Source organism: Planococcus sp. BI3 (assembly GCF_056680115.1).
On the sequence record NZ_CM155266.1, the window covers coordinates 1,053,582 to 1,073,179 of the forward strand.

The 19,598-nt window shown below is 50.8% G+C and carries 17 protein-coding genes; 2 read left to right on the forward strand and 15 right to left on the reverse strand.

All coding sequences use genetic code 11. The features are described 5' to 3' along the window. Nucleotides 1–35: 35 nt before the first annotated feature. The gene (locus AC1MEO_RS05360) at nt 36–1,607 is read left to right on the forward strand and encodes an N-acetylmuramoyl-L-alanine amidase family protein (protein ID WP_480334839.1); all 1,572 of its coding nucleotides are present in this window, start codon (nt 36–38) and stop codon (nt 1,605–1,607) included. 221 nt (nt 1,608–1,828) lie between these two features. On the opposite strand, the gene dtd is transcribed toward AC1MEO_RS05360, so the two are convergent. The 14 genes from dtd to ruvA all read right to left on the reverse strand — a co-directional run bounded on the left by dtd (nt 1,829) and on the right by ruvA (nt 17,414). Beyond that, nucleotides 1,829–2,269 (reverse strand): D-aminoacyl-tRNA deacylase, encoded by a 441-nt coding sequence (gene dtd, locus AC1MEO_RS05365; RefSeq protein WP_480334841.1) that lies wholly within the window; start codon nt 2,267–2,269, stop codon nt 1,829–1,831. Between the two features lie 9 nt (nt 2,270–2,278). Further along, entirely contained in the window at nt 2,279–4,471 is a 2,193-nt protein-coding gene (locus AC1MEO_RS05370; RefSeq protein WP_480334843.1) for a RelA/SpoT family protein, read from the reverse strand. Between the two features lie 80 nt (nt 4,472–4,551). Beyond that, nucleotides 4,552–5,076: a type 1 glutamine amidotransferase domain-containing protein gene (locus AC1MEO_RS05375; RefSeq protein ID WP_480334845.1), complete on the reverse strand. Its 525-nt coding sequence runs from the start codon at nt 5,074–5,076 to the stop codon at nt 4,552–4,554. A 25-nt stretch (nt 5,077–5,101) separates the two neighbouring features. After that, on the reverse strand, nt 5,102–6,655 hold the full coding sequence (locus AC1MEO_RS05380; RefSeq protein WP_480334847.1) for a glycosyl hydrolase family 28-related protein: 1,554 nt from the start codon (nt 6,653–6,655) through the stop codon (nt 5,102–5,104). A 92-nt stretch (nt 6,656–6,747) separates the two neighbouring features. Further along, on the reverse strand, nt 6,748–7,260 hold the full coding sequence (locus AC1MEO_RS05385; RefSeq protein WP_480334849.1) for an adenine phosphoribosyltransferase: 513 nt from the start codon (nt 7,258–7,260) through the stop codon (nt 6,748–6,750). Then, the gene (gene recJ / locus AC1MEO_RS05390) at nt 7,251–9,593 is read right to left on the reverse strand and encodes a single-stranded-DNA-specific exonuclease RecJ (RefSeq protein WP_480334851.1); all 2,343 of its coding nucleotides are present in this window, start codon (nt 9,591–9,593) and stop codon (nt 7,251–7,253) included. The genes AC1MEO_RS05385 and recJ overlap by 10 nt, the downstream gene beginning before the upstream one ends. Nucleotides 9,594–9,677: 84 nt before the next feature. After that, nucleotides 9,678–10,031, reverse strand: coding sequence for a LapA family protein (locus tag AC1MEO_RS05395; protein WP_480334853.1), 354 nt, complete (start codon nt 10,029–10,031; stop codon nt 9,678–9,680). Nucleotides 10,032–10,110: 79 nt separating this feature from the next. Continuing rightward, the gene (gene secDF / locus AC1MEO_RS05400; protein WP_480334855.1) at nt 10,111–12,384 is read right to left on the reverse strand and encodes a protein translocase subunit SecDF; all 2,274 of its coding nucleotides are present in this window, start codon (nt 12,382–12,384) and stop codon (nt 10,111–10,113) included. 446 nt (nt 12,385–12,830) lie between these two features. Continuing rightward, entirely contained in the window at nt 12,831–13,145 is a 315-nt protein-coding gene (locus tag AC1MEO_RS05405; RefSeq protein WP_480334857.1) for a post-transcriptional regulator, read from the reverse strand. A 120-nt stretch (nt 13,146–13,265) separates the two neighbouring features. Next, the gene (gene yajC / locus AC1MEO_RS05410; RefSeq protein ID WP_480334859.1) at nt 13,266–13,541 is read right to left on the reverse strand and encodes a preprotein translocase subunit YajC; all 276 of its coding nucleotides are present in this window, start codon (nt 13,539–13,541) and stop codon (nt 13,266–13,268) included. 41 nt (nt 13,542–13,582) lie between these two features. Further along, nucleotides 13,583–14,725, reverse strand: a complete 1,143-nt coding sequence (gene tgt, locus AC1MEO_RS05415; protein WP_480334861.1) for a tRNA guanosine(34) transglycosylase Tgt — start codon at nt 14,723–14,725, stop codon at nt 13,583–13,585. After that, the gene (gene queA, locus AC1MEO_RS05420) at nt 14,722–15,804 is read right to left on the reverse strand and encodes a tRNA preQ1(34) S-adenosylmethionine ribosyltransferase-isomerase QueA (RefSeq protein WP_480334863.1); all 1,083 of its coding nucleotides are present in this window, start codon (nt 15,802–15,804) and stop codon (nt 14,722–14,724) included. Before queA ends, tgt begins: the two co-directional genes overlap by 4 nt. Next, a complete protein-coding gene (gene ruvB / locus AC1MEO_RS05425; RefSeq protein ID WP_480334865.1) occupies nt 15,801–16,799 on the reverse strand; it encodes a Holliday junction branch migration DNA helicase RuvB in 999 nt (332 codons plus the stop codon). Before ruvB ends, queA begins: the two co-directional genes overlap by 4 nt. An 18-nt stretch (nt 16,800–16,817) precedes the next feature. Further along, on the reverse strand, nt 16,818–17,414 hold the full coding sequence (gene ruvA / locus AC1MEO_RS05430; RefSeq protein ID WP_480334866.1) for a Holliday junction branch migration protein RuvA: 597 nt from the start codon (nt 17,412–17,414) through the stop codon (nt 16,818–16,820). A 125-nt stretch (nt 17,415–17,539) separates the two neighbouring features. On the opposite strand from ruvA, the gene AC1MEO_RS05435 reads away from it, so the two are divergent. Next, on the forward strand, nt 17,540–18,073 hold the full coding sequence (locus AC1MEO_RS05435) for a 3H domain-containing protein (protein ID WP_480334867.1): 534 nt from the start codon (nt 17,540–17,542) through the stop codon (nt 18,071–18,073). A 646-nt stretch (nt 18,074–18,719) separates the two neighbouring features. Here AC1MEO_RS05435 and pheA read toward each other — a convergent pair. Beyond that, nucleotides 18,720–19,583 (reverse strand): prephenate dehydratase, encoded by an 864-nt coding sequence (pheA, locus tag AC1MEO_RS05440; protein ID WP_480334868.1) that lies wholly within the window; start codon nt 19,581–19,583, stop codon nt 18,720–18,722. Nucleotides 19,584–19,598: the final 15 nt, after the last annotated feature.

Consider the following 19,598-nt stretch of genomic DNA (forward strand, 5'->3'; position numbering starts at 1 on the left):
TACTATTGAAGAGAACTTTGTTTAGGGGGAATGGCATGAAACGCAAATGGTCCATCGCAATTATTTTATTCTTTTTAATTATAGCCGGCAGCTTGCCGCTGCTGGATAAAGATCATGCACTGGCCGACACCGGCACTGTCGAAATTTCCGGCACGACTGTCAATGTAAGATCCGGCCCCGGGCTGTCATACAGCGTCACCGGCGATTTGGAGCAGGGACAGACTGCTTCAGTCATCTCAAAACAAGGCGACTGGCTGGAAGTCCGTGTCGATGGCCAGGAAGGCTGGATCGCTTCTTGGCTGACAAGCAATACGGACGAAGAAGAAACAGCATCCGGCCAAACCGGCGTATCTTCGGCCAATGGCCTGAACGTCCGCGCACAAGCTGATTTATCCGCTGCTGTTCTGACGAAAATGAATGCCGGCGATAAAGCCGAAGTGATCAGCCTAACCGGCGACTGGGTCGAAATCGAGTTCCGCAACACGCGCGGGTTTGTTTCGAAAGAATACATGAACCTGACAGATGAGGCGCCCCAAACCGAGCAGCCGGCTGACGCAGAACAAACGGAAGAAAAGAAAAACGCCATTTCAAAAGTCTCTTCTTTTGAAATTGCCGTCAGCGCATTGAATGTCCGTTCGAAACCCGATCTCAGTTCAAAAATCCAGCAGACGGTCAATCAAGGACAAGTCTTCCCTGTCATTTCCATGGCAGGCAACTGGGTGGAAATCAAATTGGCTGAAGACAAAAATGGCTGGGTATACGCGTTCCACGGCCAATTATCCGATCAGACAGCAGAAACTGTCGCGAACGACACAAAAGAGTCTGTCACCATCCTGACTGACGGCACAAATTTACGGACCGAAGCAACAACCGGTTCTGAAGTTGCCAGCCGCGCAGATGCCGGAGACAAGCTCACCGTGATCGACAAGCAAGGCGAATGGTATCAGGTTTCATTGCCGGATGGCCAGGCAGCTTTTGTGGCTGAATGGGTCGTGTCTTCTGAAGACACGGTTGTGGAAAATGAACAGACAGACGTGCCCGACCGCAAAAAAGGCACCTTGAACGGCATCACCATCGTGCTCGATCCGGGGCATGGCGGCAATGACGGCGGTACGGTCGGCGTCCGCAAAACAGAAGAAAAAGAACTGACCTTGAAGACAGCAGAAATCCTGTCCCATCATTTGAACGCAGCTGGCGCTGAAGTCGTCATGACACGGCAATCCGACACCTATGTCGATCTGCGCAAGCGCGTTGCCGGAAGCCACCAGGCTGGAGCTGACGCCTTTGTCAGCATCCATTACGATTCCGTCGACGATAGCAGCGTGTCCGGCTTCACCTCTTACTACCAGCATGATTTCCAAAAGGAATTGGCTGAATACCTGAACTCCGGTCTCGGCGATAAACTGACCTTGCATGACCGGGGCGTCCAGCACGGCAATTACCTGGTGCTCCGCGAAAACAAACAGCCGTCCGTTCTTGTCGAACTTGGCTTCCTCAGCAACTTTAACGAAGAGCGCGTCCTGACCACCAATCAATTCCGCGAACAAGCGGCGCTCGGCCTCTACACGGGCATCATCAATTATTTCGATGCCCAGCTAGGGGAATAAAAAAATGGCACGGAGAAAATGTTCTCCGTGCTTTTTTGTGCGTATTTTTGCGTTTCGTGCGTATTTTCCTGCGAACGTGCATATTTTCTGCTGAACGTGCGTATTTTCCTACGAGCGTGCATATCCAGCCACGAACGTGCGTATCACGCAAGAAGCGTGGATAAGCTGGACAAACAAAAAAAGAAGCACAGGCTGGCTCGCCTGTACTTCTCGATAAATCCCTATTTAGATTCCACCAGGATCGTCACGGGGCCGTCATTGACCAGCTGAACGTCCATCATGGCGCCGAAGATGCCCGTTTCGACAACTAGCCCATGACCGCGCAGCGCGTCGTTAAAGGCCAGCCAAAGCGGTTCAGCCGTTTCTGGCCGGGCCGCCGAAGTGAAGCTCGGACGGCGCCCTTTATTGACATCGCCGTACAGCGTAAACTGCGAAATCGACAGGATCTCGCCGCCATTGTCGAGGATTGACCGGTTCATCTTGCCTTCTTCGTCTTCAAACAGGCGAAGCTGGGCAATCTTGCCGGCCAAGTAATCGGCGTCTTTCTGTGTATCTTCATGGGTGATGCCGACAAGCAGCACATAGCCCGAGCGGATTGCGCCGGTGATGGCGCCGTCGACTGTCACCGATGCTCCTTTGGATCGTTGCAGAACTACTCTCATGGTGCCTCCTTAATTCGTCACACGCAGGACCGAATAGACATCCGGAATCGATTTGATCCGTTCAACTACGCGGTTCAGGTGCGAGATGTGCGGGATCATGATCGACAGGTTGATCGTTGCGATCTTGTCTTTATCCGCACGGCCGCTCACTGCGGTGATGGTGGTCTTCGTTTCGCTGACCATGTGCATGACTTCATTGATCAAACCGGTACGGTCGTATGCCTGCACTTCGATGTCGATTTGATACGATTTATTGTCAGGCGAACCTTCATTCTCCCATTCGACTGGGATCAAGCGGTCGTTTTCCTCAGGATGGATGTTCGGGCAATCGGTGCGATGGACCGAAACACCACGGCCTTTGGTAATAAAACCGATGATGTCGTCGCCAGGCACCGGGTTGCAGCATTTCGACAAGCGGATCATCATATTGTCGATGCCTCTGACGATGACGCCTGATTCGGTTTGCTTTTTCGGTGCGTTGGATTTCATTTCAACCGTGATTTTTTCGATGGCTTCTTCCTGCTCGCGCTTTTTGCGCATTTTTTCAGCCAATCGGTTGACGACCTGCTGGGCTGTGATGCCGCTAAAGCCGACCGCTGCGTACATATCGTCTTCCCCTGCAAAATTGAACTTTTCACAGACGCGCTTGATGTTTTCGTTGGTCATGACTTCTTTCAGCGGAAAATCCTGTGACTTGATTTCTTTTTCGATCAAGTCACGGCCTTTTTGGACATTGTCTTCACGCAATTGCTTTTTGAAGAATTGCTTGATCTTGTTTTTGGTCTGCGTCGATTTGGCGATCTTCAGCCAATCGCGGCTTGGGCCGAAAGATTGCTTAGACGTCAAAATCTCCACGATATCGCCGGTATGCAATTCGGTGTCGAGCGGTGCCATCTTGCCATTTATTTTGGCGCCGATGGTTTTATTGCCGATTTCCGAGTGGACACGGTAGGCGAAATCGATTGGGCAGGAACCTGCCGGCATTTCGATGACGTCGCCTTTTGGTGAAAAGACGTAGACCATATCGGAAAACAGATCATATTTCAGCGATTCCATAAATTCTTCCGCGTTGTCGGATTCGTTCTGGAAATCCAGGATTTCACGGAACCACGACAGGCGTGAATCGACCGAGCTTTTCGGCTTGTCGATGGTTTTGCCTTCTTTATAGGCCCAATGCGCTGCTACCCCGTATTCGGCGATGCGGTGCATTTCTTCGGTGCGGATCTGCACTTCCAAAGGATCGCCTTGCGGACCGATTACGGTCGTATGGAGCGACTGGTACAGGTTCTGTTTCGGCATGGCGATATAATCCTTGAAGCGGCCCGGCATCGGCTTCCATGTGGAATGGATGATGCCCAGTACGGCGTAGCAGTCCTTGATGCTTTCCACCGTGATGCGGACTGCCAATAAATCATAGATTTCATTGAATTGCTTGTTTTGGATGGCCATCTTCCGGTAAATGCTGTAAATGTGTTTTGGCCGGCCGAAAAGATCCGCCTTGATATCGACTTCGTCGAGCTGCGTGCGGATTTCACTCATGACTTTATTCAAATAATCTTCCCGTTCGGTCCGTTTCTTTTTCATCAAATTGACGATCCGGTAATACTGCTGCGGGTTCAAATAGCGCAGCGCCGTATCTTCCAGTTCCCATTTGATGGTATTGATGCCAAGGCGGTGCGCAATCGGGGCAAAGATCTCCAGCGTCTCATTAGCTTTGATGCGCTGCTTTTCAACAGTCTGGTATTTTAAGGTCCGGAGATTGTGCAGACGGTCAGCCAGTTTGATGAGGATGACACGGATGTCCTGTGCCATCGCCACAAACATCTTGCGGTGATTTTCTGCCTGCTGCTCTTCTTTTGACAAATACTTGATCTTGCTCAGTTTGGTCACGCCATCGACCAGCATGGCCACTTCCTCGTCGAAATCACGGACGATGTCTTCACGGCTGACTTCCGTGTCTTCCACGACATCATGCAAAAAGCCCGCTGCCACAGTGGCTGGATCCATCTGCAATTCTGCGAGGATCCCGGCCACTTGCACCGGATGTACAATATACGGTTCTCCCGATTTCCGGAATTGTCCCATGTGGGCATCATACGCTACCTGATACGCCTTTTTAATTGTTTTCACATGATCGGCATTCATATAAGACGCAACCATCTCGAATACATCTTCAGCTGTTCTCACTTGATCTTTCGCCATAATTGCCCACCTTGCTTTAAATTTTTCCAAAAGTATATCTTTCTATTATAAAAAACAAAGGGGCTAAATGTAAAGCTTTGTTAGCCCTTCTCTACCATTTTAATGAATTCACGGAGATAATCCGGCAGATCGGGTGGACGGCGGCTCGATACCAAGTGGCCATCAACCACCACAGGTTGATCCAGCCACTCCGCGCCGGCGTTGACCATATCGTCTTTTATGCCCGGCGTACTGGTGACTTTCCGGCCGTTTAAAATATTGGCGGAAATAAGCACCCAGCCGGCATGGCAGATTTGGCCGATGGGCTTTTTCTGGTCATCCATATGGCAAACCATCTCCAAAACCTCGGGAAAGCGGCGGATTTTGTCCGGTGCCCAGCCGCCCGGCACGAGAATCGCATCGTATTCATTGGCAAGCGCGTCTCCGTAGGACAAATCAGAAGTTGCTGGCACACCGTATTTGCCGATATATTCGACACCCGCTTCTTCCCCGGCGATGTCCACTTCGGCCCCTTCTTCACGCAATCTTAAAATGGGATACCACAGTTCCAGATCCTCGAATTCATGATGAATAAAACTAAGCACTTTCTTTCCAGTCAATCTCATAAGTATTTCCTCCTTTTCAAAATTTCTAAAGCAAATGTGCGCTTCGTTTTCTGACACTCTCCAGGCGGACCAGCTCGCTGCCTTTTCCGACAGCCACCGCCTGTTCGGCAGAGCCGAGGCTTAGCAAATTCTCTACCCGTACACTCCGGGCGCTTTGTTCGCCGCCGGCAATCGACACATCAGAGCCTGCCGTCGTGAAATCCCGGATGACGCCATTGGTCAGGGACACGCAGGCAGCACGATACTGAATGGATGCAGCCGGCTGCCGTTTGTAATCATAGTCCGGATCGCCGACAAACAAGAAACGGTTGATGGCAACATTGCGGTAGCCGGACACCACCAGACTGCGCGGCGCTGACCCTTCGTACAGGGATGTTTCAATCGGTTCGATCGACACCAGCCGCTGCGCGCGTATATTGAATGCCGAACGCGATTCCGGATCGTCCTTTTTATGATGGCCGATATGGCGGAAATTGAACGACCGGTTGTCATGGACAGACAGATGACCCGAAATATGGACGCCTGAAGCTGCCGAGGAATTGGCATGGGCTTTGATTTCGATTCCTCCGAAACAACGGGCGCTGGAATTATTGACGAGCCAGACATGGCGGGAACCATCATCCACTTCAAAACCGTTGGAATTGGAAAAGCCACGGTCGTGAGCCCGTCCGCTCGGGTCGCTGAAATGCGAATTGGAGACGAAAATGTAATCGCTGTGATGCGTCGTCAACCCGTCGTCGCCGAAACCCGAGCCGCTGACGCCGTCGAGCCAGACAAACCGGCTGCCGCCTTTGCCCCGCAGGCCATCCCCGGCATAATTGTAAAGAGGGGCCGTAATGTCGAAGCAATGAAGGCCCGGATTGAGCGCTTCCACATCCCGGACCCAGCCATAGGTGACGCGCGCATAGGTCAGGCAACTGGAATGATTGCCGCCGGCGCTGGTTTTTTCGATATCGCCGAGGCGCTCGACATGCCAGTCCAACGTCAACCCTTCCACAGAAATATTGCGGTTGCCGGACAGGTAATTGCTGTTGGTCAACAGACGGGCTTTCCGGGGAGCATCCGGATGCAGCTTTAAAACGGTCCGCCCTTTACCCGCTCCAATCAGCCGTGTCCAGGAAGGCAGCCGCAGCCCTTTCACCAAAAAGATGCCCACCGGAACTTTGACCTCCACCACTCCATTGCCGAAAGCTTTTTTAAAAGCTTCCGTGCAGTCGGTTTCGCCGTCGCCCACAGCGCCATAATCCCGGACGTTGACGCGGCGCTGAATCGTGGATTCGAGTTTGCGGTATTCAGCGTCCAGCCGCTCTTTCCATGCAGGATAAAGCTGTCGCCCGGAAACCTGCGTTTCAAAGCCGTTTTCATCTTCCGGCTTGAATTCTTCTGCGTATAAAGACCAGAGTTTTTCGGCAAAGCTGGTTTTCCGCCGGGCGTGTTTACTGACCGCAAAATCTTTTTTGATGGCAGTGAAGAATTGTTCTGTCTCGCGGGTGATTTTTTCTAGAGGTGTGCGATCGTCCAAGTAATGGTCAATCCATGCAGCATTCTGTCGGGGGTCGTGCTGTTTTGCCAGCTTCATCTTCGGTCACCTCCCATATAAAGTCATTACTGTCTCCATACCCTTGATGCCAGAAAAAAATCCCTCCGCCAAAAAGGCAGAGAGATTTATTATCAGTATTGCATTAAAGTCGTTACATCATAGCCGTCCAAATTCTTGCGGCCATCCAAATACGTCAATTCGATTAAAAATGCACAGCCAACTACAATGCCGCCCATCTGTTCAACCAAATTGATGGTCGCGCCGATCGTCCCGCCGGTAGCAAGCAGGTCATCTGTAATCAGGACACGCTGACCCGGTTTAATGGCGTCTTTGTGCATCGTTAAAACATCCGTTCCGTATTCAAGGCCATATTGGGCACGGATTACTTCGCGCGGCAATTTTCCTTCTTTACGGACTGGAGCAAAGCCAAGTTCAAGCGCATAGGCAACCGGGCATCCGATGATGAAACCGCGTGCTTCCGGCCCTACAATAATTTCAGCATTCACTGTTTTTGCGTATTCAACAATTTGATCTGTTGCGTACTTATAAGCAGTTCCATCGTCCATCAACGAAGTGATGTCCTTAAAATGGATTCCTGGTTTTGGCCAATCTTCAACAATGGTGATGTACTTTTTCAAATCCATATTTCTTCCTCCTTGGCAGACACTTTCGCATCGAACCACTCTTTTAAATCTTTATAAGACGCATACAAAAGCTTCTGCTCCAGTGCAATCTGCTGTTCACGCTCTTTGTAGATCGGCGCTTCCGACAAATCTTTTTTGCTCGGCGATTGGGCAATCTCGGTAATGCCATTGTTAAGTGTAACAAAACCGAGTTCAAAAAACACCTGCAGCATGAAAAATAATGACTCCCGCGTCCAGCCTTTGTGTTTTGCCAGCTCTTCACTATGTTTATTGAAATCAAAAGATCCGCGTTTCTTCAGGAAAGAGAACAGCCATTTAAACTGTTCACGCGTTGGGATCTGCTCGAAATACTGCGAATCCTTGGCGTGGAAATGCGCATAGATCCGCTGCGGCTTTAATTTCAACAGGACAGCTGCCAATTGTTCTTCCGATTCCGGCAGGTCCAGCAGCACTAAGTGATGCTTGTTGCCGGGCAGGAGATCAAGTTGAGCAGCCATGCAGATCGGCTGTGACAGCAATGACTGGAACATGGCAGGCGTTTCTTCTTTAAAAGCCAAATACACCTGATTTTCCTGGGGAATCAGCTTCGACCAGCGGGATACCTGGCGAATGCCGCGGATATCAAATAATTGCCATTGATCGGTGCGGACGTCCTCCACCATCAATTGTGGTTTTTTGCGGCCGTTCCATTCGTTGATCTGCAGATCGCCGATGACGTCGATTTTAACATCCGGCGTCAGCTCGTCTCCGACCGAACCGATGCCAAAACCAACAGCATCCAGCAGAGCCGCATCTTGCGTCAGCTCCATTTTCAAATGGTTTTGCGCTGCGCCGATTTTGCGGATAGAGGCTACTTTGACGCCTTCCAAATAGAATTTCGGCTTGGCAAAGCCCATGCCGAATGGCGCGAGCTGACGCATCGATTCGATGGCAGTGATGTCGATTTCATCCAGCCGCAGCGGGATATCGATTTCCACGACCGGCAACAGGTCTTCTTCCGTCAAGCTGGTTTCTGCCTGCTTGTTGAGGCGGTCACGCAAATCATCGACGGCAGACGCTTCAAGTGTCATGCCGGCTGCCATCGGGTGTCCGCCGAAATGCGGCAGGATGTCCCGGTTCTTGGCCAGCTCGTTATACAGATGAAAGCCTTCGATGCTGCGGGCAGAGCCTTTCGCTTTGCCGGTTTCAGGATTCAGCGACAGGACGATTGACGGACGGTAGAATTTCTCTGTCAGTTTCGACGCAACAATGCCGACAACACCCGGATTCCAGCCTTCCTGAGCGACCACGATCACACGCGGCGGGCCGTTCGGATAGCGCTGTTCCACCTGCTGCATCGCTTCTTCTGCAATCTGTTTGACGATAGCTTGCCGCTCTTTGTTCAGAACGTCCAGTCCCGAAGCCAGTGAACGCGCTTCTGCCGGATCTTCTGTCATGAACATCTGGACAGCGGGATCGGCATCCTGCAGCCGGCCAATCGCATTGATGCGCGGACCGAACATAAAGCCGATGGTCTCTTCCGTAATGTCCTGCTGCTTGACGCCGGCCACTTCGCATAATGCCGCAATTGCCGGGCTTGGTGAATCGATCAATGCCGCCAGCCCTTCTTTGACGAATAATCGGTTTTCGCCGTGAAGCGGAACCAGGTCCGCGACAGTGCCGATTGCCGTCAATTCGATCAGGTGATCGGGCATTTCTTCGTATAGGGCATGCGCTATCTTAAAAGCCACACCCACTCCCGCCAGTTCCCCGAACGGATAATTGCCTTCCGGATGGCGCGGGTGGACAACCGCCAAGGCATTCGGCAAGGATTCGCCAATGTCGTGGTGGTCACTGATGATGACATCCATTCCAAGTCCGTTGGCGAAATCGACCTGTTCAATGCCCGAGATGCCGTTATCGACGGTGACGATCAATTTTGTCCCATTGTCGAATGCCTGCTGGAACAATTCGGTGTTCGGCCCGTACCCGTGTTTAAAGCGGTTCGGTATCATAAAGGACACATCGGCCCCTAAATCCTGCAAGACGGTCATCATGACGGTGGTGCTGGTGACACCATCCGCGTCGTAATCGCCATAGACCACAATCTTTTCCTGGCGGTCGATGGCTGCGCGAATGCGCTCTACCGCTACATCCATATCCTTCATCAAATAAGGATTATGTATGCCGCTGATGTCCATTTCCATAAATGCACGGGCTGCTTCTGCAGTATCCAAACCGCGCGTCACCAAAATCTTGGCCAATACGGACGAAATCTTCAATTCCTTTTGAATTTCTTCTACTGCGTTTTCATCCGGCGCCGTTAAACGCCATCTTTTTTTGGATTCAATCATTGGTATCACTTCCTCACCGGTTCATTATACAGTAAAAAAACGCAGACAAAAACCTTTCGGCAACTGCACCGAAAGGTCTAATTATTAAAATTCCTCTTTTGTCCGTTCTTCACTGGTGACAATCTGAGCGTCCGGCACCACACCAGCTTTCTGGTATTCGCCGATTTCATTCTGCTGCGTCGCGATCAGATTTTCTTTGACCGCCATCTCTTTCTGCAAGGCTTTGACTTTCCGCTGCATCTGGTATTGGCGCATGATTGCCAGCACCCCGCTGAGCAGGAATCCGAGCAGTGCAGAAGTAAGAATCACCAGGATCAACGGCCATTCGGCTTCACCGAATACATAGTTGACCGGCACTTCATCAACATTAACAACGGCAAATACCGCAATGATTACTGCAAAAACAAGTCCTAGTAAAATAAGCCATTGTGTTTTCATCTACGATTCTCCTCTCAAACTAATAAAAAAATGGAACAAGGTCATAATAACTATACCCTGTTCCAATTCCAATCTAAACTTATACGACAGGCTCGTCAGAACCCCATTTGTTTTCCTGTTCTTTTTTCTCGATGTCGATCGGGCCTTTCTTCTTCAGCTCGCCTTTCTTCAAAACCAGCCATAGCTGGGCAGCGATGAAGATGGAAGAATAAGTACCGGCGATCAACCCGATAAGAAGAGCGATGGAGAAGTTGGTGATCGATGGCGCACCGAAGATCAATAATGCAACAACCACCAGCAGCACGGTCAATACCGTGTTGACGGAACGGCCGAGCGTTTGGCGAAGCGACACATTGACCACTTTCTCCAGCTGCTCCACAGTATCGATTTTCTTCATGCGCTTCATGTTTTCACGGATCCGGTCAAATGTCACAATGGTGTCATTGATCGAATACCCGACGATCGTCAGAACAGCCGCGATGAAAGTGATGTCCACCTCAAGCCGCAAAAGGCTGAAGATGGCAACGATAAAGAACGCATCATGAATCAATGCGACAACGGAAGCCACACCCATGCGCCATTCAAAACGGAAGGCGACATAGATGATGATGCCAAGCGCTGCAATCGACAGGGCATACAGCGCGTTTTTCGCCAGCTCCTGGCCGACAGTCGGCGATACCGTCGAAACGTTCGGCTCTGCACCGAATTCTTCCGTGGCTACCGCTTTCAGGCTGTTGATGTCTTCTTGGCTGAACTCTTCGTTAAAACGTGCTACGCCGATATTGGACGCGTCACCCGAAATGACGATGTCATCCGTTTCATAGCCGGCGCCGTCCAGGAAGCTCTGCACTTCCTCTTTCGTCAACGCCGCTTCCGACGCGATTTCAACACGGGTACCACTCGAGAAGTCGATGCCGAGATTTAAGCGGAACACACCGATGACGGCCATTCCCGCAACAATCAGGACGATCGAAGCCAAAAAGAATTTATTGCGGTGGCCCGCAAAATCAAAGCGGTCGAAGCGGGTTGACAGATCCGTGATCTCCAAACCTTCTTCTTTTGCATGGATTTCCGATTTCTTCAAACCGAACAAGCCGAATTTATTGTCCAGTACGCCACTGTGGACCCACAGGCCAAGCAGCAGGCGAGATCCCCAAACAGCTGTCAGGAAACTGGCCAAGATCGAAATGATCAAGAGCGTCGCAAATCCTTTGACGGAACTTGTCCCGAAATAGAACAAGACGACAGCTGCCAGCAAGGTCGTAATATTGGCGTCGACAATCGCGGAGAACGAAGAGCGTGCGCCGACTTTGAACGATTCTTGAACCGATTTTCCGACACGCATCTCTTCACGGATCCGTTCATAGGTGATGATGTTGGCATCGACTGCCATCCCGACACCCAGCATGATTGCCGCGATTCCCGGAAGCGTCAGAACGCCGCCGATCCATTCGAACACCAGCAGGATCAAGTACACATAAGCCGATAAAGTCACAACTGCGACCATACCAGGCAAACGGTAATAAACCAGCATGAACAGCAGGACCAATGCAATCCCGACAGCGGCAGCGACCATGGTCTGGTCAAGCGCCTGTTCACCGAACTGGGCGCCGACAGAAGTCGAATAAATTTCTTCCAGGCTTACCGGCAATGCGCCAGCGTTCAGGATGCCTGCAAGATTTTGTGTTTCTTCTACAGAGAACGATCCGGAAATTTCAACAGATGGTGACGAAATCCGCTGCTGCACACTTGGTGCCGAGACGAATTTCGGATCTGCCTCCATGCGTTCTGCCGCGAAGGAATCCACACCTTCCTCAAAATCCAGCCAGATGACCAAGACATTATCTGGTGCCGGCATCTGGGAAACCTCTTCTGTCACTTCGGCGAATTTGCCGGGATCATTCAATTCCAGCGTGACAATCGGATTGCCGTTCTGGTCGAAGGTGCCGGTTGCACCGCCCTGCTTCAAGTCATTCCCTGAAAGCAGCAGATTGTCTTGTGCATCACGGAAAGTCAGATTCGCTTCCGTCGACAGCAACTCACGTGCCGACGATTGGTCCTCAACTCCCGCCAATTGGACACGGATGCGGTTTTCCCCTTCAATCTGGATGACTGGCTCGCTGACACCGAGAACGTTGATCCGGTTCATCAACGCGTCCGTCGTATCCGTCAGCACACTTTCCGTAACTTCCTTGCCATCTAAGGTTTCCACCTCGTAGAGCACTTCAAATCCGCCCTGCAAATCCAGGCCTAACCGAATGTCTTTAGCGATGGGTAAACTCGTGGTGCCTATGATTCCTATCAGTACAATCACCAGTAAGAAAAAGGCAATAATGCGACCTCTTGCTTTCATATGTAAATTTCCTCCTCGGGTGCGTAAAACATAGCACTATCATTATGAAACAGCCGCTGATTGCTGTCAAATCAAACTTGGTGAGTTGAATAAAAATCAGTTTTCATTGTATGAAGAATTCGTTCCAGACGGACAAGCTATTGGACGAAGGTAGTTCGGACAATGCCTTTGCGACGAAGCTAGCGCAGCGATGCAGGAGCAGAATTATCGCAACTCGCTCTACTGGAACATGCGCCGCCTTCCACTCTTTCTTCCAGAGGTCATTGCGCTGCTAATCAATTATTGGGCAAGAATTTAGAAGACATTACTAAATATTTTAGCGCCGGCGCGTCCACGGGCTAGGCGGAGCCAGGAGACAGGTGTTCTTCCCGGCTCCTGGTGTGAGCCATGCCCGAAGCGGCCGAAGCGGCGGGTAAAAGCTAAATCCCTAAATTTCCAACTCTAACTTACGTCGTTTTTTTCGGGGACGGACGCAGGAGGTGCTCGATGTTTTCGAGTGTGCTGTCATCGTTCCAGCGCGCCTTCTTCAACGCTTCGACTTGGTGGTAGGCCAGAAAGTCGGAAGCGGTCATGTCCATGATATCGTTGATCATTTCATAGAGGTGCATGGTGCTTATATCTTTTTTACGCCATTTTTTCTTGATGCAAAATTCCCATAGGTCTTGCTCGGTGAATGTATCGTATTGAAAGTAATGAAATTCGCTGCATTTGCTTTGAAGCGCCGGCAGTACGAGTTCAAAAAGATCCGGATAACTCGTCATGCATGTTCTCCTTTCCGTTGTACTATATCCATTGTACCCTGTAACTGGAAAATTTAGAATAAGGACATTATTTTTCATTAAAAAAACGCCTTCAAAATCGAAGGCGAGCTTTTATGTTTTTTAGATTGTTGATTTTGCAGATTCTACTACTTTCGCGATTGCTTGACGCTCGAACTGCATGCGCGAGCCATCAGCTACAGTGATGTAGATCGTTTCATCGTCAACTGCATCGATAAGGCCGTGCAATCCGCCGATTGTTACAATGCGGTCGCCACGTCTTAGTTCTGTCTGCATGTTCTTAGTTGCTTTCTGGCGCTTTTGGGCAGGACGGATGATGAAAAACCACATTAGCAAGAACATTAATAGTAAAGGTGATAACGCAATTAAAGTTTCCATTATTCATTTCCCCCTTTCACTTTCTCTATTCTCGTACAAACTCAGAAATTTTTAGCATTGGGTTTATTGAAACCGTAAGCTTCAAAAAATTCTTCGCGGAAATCTCCCAGGCGGTCTTCGCGAATCGCTTGACGCACCTGTTCCATTAAGTTTAACAGAAACTGCAGGTTATGATAACTAGTAAGTCTAATTCCGAAGGTTTCATCTGCACGAATCAAGTGATGGACGTAAGCGCGCGAGTAATTTTTGCATGTATAGCAATCACATTTCTCATCGAGCGGTCCGAAATCACGCTTGAAAGCGGCATTTTTGATGTTCAATCGGCCCGTGCTGGTCATCAGGGTGCCGTTGCGGGCAATGCGTGTCGGCAAGACACAATCGAACATATCGATGCCGCGGATGGCGCCATCGATCAAGGAATCGGGTGAACCGACGCCCATCAGGTAACGCGGCTTGTCTGCAGGCATCAATGGCGTCGTGTATTCGAGTGCACGGTTCATGACGTCTTTCGGTTCGCCGACGGATAAGCCGCCGATTGCATAGCCGGGGAAATCAAGCGATACAAGATCCTGCGCACTTTGTTTGCGCAGGTCTTCAAATTCGCCGCCCTGGATGATGCCGAACAAAGCTTGGTCCGATTTGCGCTCGTGCGCTTCGAGGCAGCGTTCTGCCCAGCGGGATGTCCGCTCGACACTGGATTTCATGTATTCATGCGTCGCCGGGAATGGCGGGCATTCGTCAAAAGCCATCATGATGTCAGAGCCCAGGTCATTCTGGATGTGCATCGCTTTTTCCGGGCTTAGGAACAGCTTGTCGCCGTTCATGTGGTTGCGAAAATGGACGCCTTCTTCTTTGATATTGCGGAATTCACTCAATGAAAACACTTGGAATCCACCGGAATCGGTCAAGATTGGACGGTCCCAGTTCATGAATTTATGCAGGCCGCCTGCTTCTTTGATGACGTCATTGCCGGGGCGCAGCCATAGATGATACGTATTGCTGAGGATGATGCCGGCGTTCATGGCTTTCAGTTCTTCAGGCGACATGGTCTTGACCGTCGCTTGCGTACCGACGGGCATGAATGCCGGTGTTTCAAACGAACCGTGCGGCGTGTGGACGATTCCCAAGCGCGCGCCGGTTTGTTTACAGGTCTTGATGTGTTCGTACGTTACTGCTGCTGTCATTGGTGATTCTCCTTTTTCTGTGGTTCAATGAACATCGCATCTCCGAAACTGAAGAAGCGGTAGCGTTCATCAACGGCTTGTTGATAGGCGTTCAAAATATAGTCGCGGTTCGAAAGAGCGCTGACCAGCATGACCAACGTCGATTTCGGCAAATGGAAGTTGGTGATCAAGCCGTCGATGGCTTTGAATTCGTAGCCCGGGAAAATGAAGATATCGGTCCAGCCGCTGTCTTCCTGCAGCTCCCCACCGAATTTCTGGGCAACCGATTCCAGGGTGCGCGTCGATGTCGTACCGACTGAGACGATGCGGCCTCCCTGTTTTCTGGTTTTATTGATCAAATCGGCTGTTTCCTTACTGATGCGGTAAAATTCCGAATGCATCTCATGGTCTTCGATCGAATCGACCGATACCGGACGGAAGGTTCCCAGTCCGACGTGCAGCGTGATAAACGCGATATGGACGCCTTTGGCACGGATCTCCTCCAATAGCTCATCGGTGAAATGAAGCCCCGCAGTCGGTGCCGCAGCGCTTCCCCGCTCTTTCGCGAAAACGGTTTGGTAGCGGTCCTGGTCTTCCAATTTTTCACGGATATAAGGCGGCAAGGGCATTTCGCCCAATTGGTCCAGGATCTCGTAGAAAATGCCGTCGTAGATCATCTTGAAATGGCGGCCGCCGTGGTCGAGGATGCCGGTGCATTCCGCACGCAGCAAGCCTTCACCAAAAGAAACGATGGTGCCGATCTTGACTTTCTTCGCCGGTTTGACCAAGGTCTCCCAGACATCATTTTCAATCTGTTTGAGCAGCAATATTTCAATGTTGGCGCCGGTATCTTCCTTGATGCCCATCAATCGGGCAGGAAGCACGCGAGTGTCGTTAAGGACGAGTGTGTCGCCTGCATGCAGATAATCCGTAATGTCACGGAAATGGCGGTGCTCGATAGCTCCAGTGGTTTTATTCATGACCAACAGCCGGCTCGACGTACGGTCAAGCAATGGCGTTTGGGCAATCAATTCCTCCGGCAATTCAAAATCAAAGTCTTGTACATTTAAAGTTGTGGGTGGTGTGTTGGGTTTAGTCATTCAGGCATCTCCATTTTAAAGTGTTCGTAGGCAAGTTGCGTCACCGTGCGGCCTCTCGGTGTGCGCTGGATAAACCCGATCTGCAGCAAATACGGTTCGTAGACGTCTTCAATCGTTGTCGACTCTTCCCCGATGCTTGCGGCGATGGTATCCAGGCCAACCGGACCGCCGCGGAAACGTTCGATCATGCCCGTCAATAATTTATGGTCAATATGGTCCAATCCAAGCGGATCGACCTGCAGCATTTCCAGTGCCTGCTCTGCCATGTCCATCGTGATAGAGCCGGTTCCGCGCACCTGTGCATAATCGCGTACGCGCTTCAATAAACGGTTGGCGATACGCGGGGTTCCACGGGACCGGCGGGCGATCTCGACAGCGGCATGGGGGTGGATGTCCGCTTCAAATAATTTGGAGCTGCGGATGACGATTTCCGTCAAAGCTTCCGTGTCGTAATAATCGAGGCGGGACAAGACGCCGAAACGGTCCCGCAGCGGCGCAGATAAAGCGCCTGCTCGCGTCGTCGCCCCGATCAAGGTGAACGGCGGCAGATCCAGCCGGACAGAGCGCGCGGTCGGCCCTTTGCCGACGACGATGTCCAGGCAGAAATCCTCCATCGCCGGATACAGCACTTCTTCAATCGAGCGGTTCAAGCGGTGAATTTCATCAATGAACAAGACATCTCCAGGCTCCAATGACGACACGATGGCCGCCAAATCGCCCGGGCGTTCGATGGCCGGTCCACTGGTCATTTTGATGTTGACTTCCATTTCATTGGCGATGACAGCAGCCAGTGTCGTTTTCCCGAGTCCAGGAGGCCCGTACAACAGCACGTGGTCCAAACTTTCCTGGCGCATTTTCGCAGCTTCGATAAAGATCTGCAGATTGTGTTTTACTGTATGCTGCCCAATATACTGGCCCAACAATTGCGGACGGAGCGATTGCTCAAAGCGTTCATCAAACTCCGAAACCTCGCTGTCTATGATGCGTTCTTCCATGCCGTTCGCCTCCTTTCATCAGTTTTGTTTAAGCAGCAGCTGCAACGCTTTTTTCATAAAGCCTTCTGTATCGAGGTCGAGATCCCGCAGCTGCGGTTTGACTTTGGTGATTTCGCGCTCGGAATAGCCGAGTGCTCCAAGTGCCAGCATCGCTTCTTCCAGCTCTCCCTGGTCGTTCGACAGCAGGGTATTGAGTTCTTCCGGATTGAAGGGGTCGGCGAAAAACTCGCTCAGCTTGCCTTTCAAATCCAGGATCATCTGGCGGGCCGTTTTCTTGCCGACGCCGGGGAACTTCACCAAGTAGGATTCATCTTCCCGCTCGATCGCTTCGATGACATGCTGCGGCTGTCCGCTTGCGAGAATCGCCAGCGCGCCTTTTGGGCCGATGCCCGACACCGAAATCAGCTTACGGAACAATTCCCGCTGCTCCAGTGTCGGAAATCCGAACAATAGCTGCGCGTCTTCCCGCACATGGTGATGCAGAAATACCTGCAGTTCGTCCGAGCCGAACGAATACGGATTCGGTGCAAAAATCTGCCAGCCGATGCCCTGCTGTTCTATCACTAAATATTCAGGCGTTACGCGTGTAACCTTGCCTTTTATGTAATCGTACATGGACAGTCTCTCCTTTAATTCAACTCCATGATTATACCATATTCGGCTGCTTTAGACGAAATAAACCCGTTGCTATTCGGCACATGTTAAGATAAGGATAACGAGTCGATAAGCGAGGGATCCACATGAAAAAATTATTCGGCGAACAGCGGCGCCAATTCCTGCTGGAAAAAATAAAGACAGCGGCACAGCCGATGACCGGCAGCGACCTGGCTGCGCTCGCGAGCGTGTCGCGCCAGGTCATCGTCGGCGACATGACCCTGCTGAAGGCGAAAGGCGAACCGATCATCGCCACCAGCCAAGGCTATCTGTATCTCGCTGACCGCGCCACCCAAGAAGCCAGCCGCCGCATCGCCTGCCGCCACCAGCCCGAAGACACCGAACGCGAACTGAAGCTGTTGGTCGAGTCAGGCGTCACGGTCAAAGACGTCTCGATCGAGCATCCGGTATACGGCGAACTGACGGCCGGCATCCATGTCTCGAGCGTCCCGGAAGTCGAAGCCTTCATGAAACGCGTCCGCGACACGGGCGCGAGCTACCTGCTGGAACTGACAGACGGCACGCACCTCCACACCATCACCGCAGCAGACAGCGCGACGCTTGAAAAAGCCGTCAACGTGATGCGGGATAATGGATTTCTGCTGGAAGAAACTGAATAGGTATTTATAAGCCCAAGAACCTGCATTTTGCAGGTTCTTGGGCTTATAAAGTGGAGCAGGTCTATACAGTAAGAAACTTGCTCTCACATTCAGCAGGAGTTAGTCTGGAGCAAGTGTCTTGTCAAGTGGTATCACGATGTTCTGTTGCACCATTTTAGTGATTACATCATAAGCTCCTGAATGGAAGTCTTTTTGCTGAATTTCGAAAAATGAGGATATAGTCTAAGTTGGTTGAATGGGTATGTAAGCCTCAATCGGAGCGACCACTCTACTTTCTGGAGGGGCGGCTTCAGCCCAAGCTAATTTTATAGGTACTTTTCACGTCCATCCCGGTTAACAATATCACGTTGAATCAGTGAGAGTTATTCAACTCGCTGCTTTTACTTCCAAACTAGCCAAAACAGAAAGCCGCCTGTTACCAGGATCCGGAGCGCAAGGCGGCGACTCCTGCGGGATAGCGAAGTGCCGAAATCCACTCGGGCGCTAGTCCGAGTTAGTTCGGCGCGAGCCCGCGGAAAGCGTCCGCCTGGAGCATAGGATCCGCTATGGTGCTCATAAACTTTCTACTTATTCTTCTAACTAAACAATGATTTTTTGTCTACAAACTTAAAGCCCCGCAGCGTTTTCGCTGCGGGGCTTCTCTGTTTTATTTATACGTATAATACGAACCTAAAGTTTTCACCGTACAGCCAAGAGCCGCGAGTTCTTCGAAGGCGCCGCGCATCATGGCGTCCCCTTCGTCTACCAGCACATCTGCGATGAAGAAATAATCGCCGAGGCCGGTTTTCAAAGGACGCGACTCGATTTTGCTCAAGTTCAGGCGCCGCCAAGCAAAGACGGACAAGATCTGATGCAGGACACCCGATCGGTCATCATCCGGCGGCGTGATCATCAAAGTTGTTTTGATTTGATCATCATGCGTCGGATCGGTCAGTTTGTGATTAGATTTCGACAATACGAAAAAGCGTGTGTGGTTAAAATGGAAATCGTGGATATCGCGCTGCAGAATATCCAAGCCGTATTTATGGGCGGAGAATTCATTGCCGATGGCCGCGATATTGCGTTCCGGCAATTCAGAAACCATTTTAGCCGCCGCAGCTGTCGAGCTGTACTGTTCCAGAGGCGTACTCTTATATGTATAAAAAAGGAATTTATGGCATTGCGCCAATGCATGAGGATGCGAATAAATCGCTTCAAATGCTTCCGCGTTGCGGTTTTCAGGATGAACCAACAAATGCTGTTCAATCGGCGATAACACTTCAGCCGTCACATACAATTGCGCTTCGTGGAATAAATAATCCACTGTTAATGGAACTGATCCTTCCAACGCATTTTCCAGCGGCACAACAGCGTAATCTACGCTGCCCTCTGCCACTGCTTCTATGCATTCGGGAATGGTTGTAAATGGTACCAGCGTTTCTTCAGGAAAAACTTTTTTTGCCGCAAGGTGTGTAAATGACGCTTCCGGCCCTAAATATGAAATTCGTTTGTTTTCAGCTTGTCCAGTCATTTAAACATTCCTCCA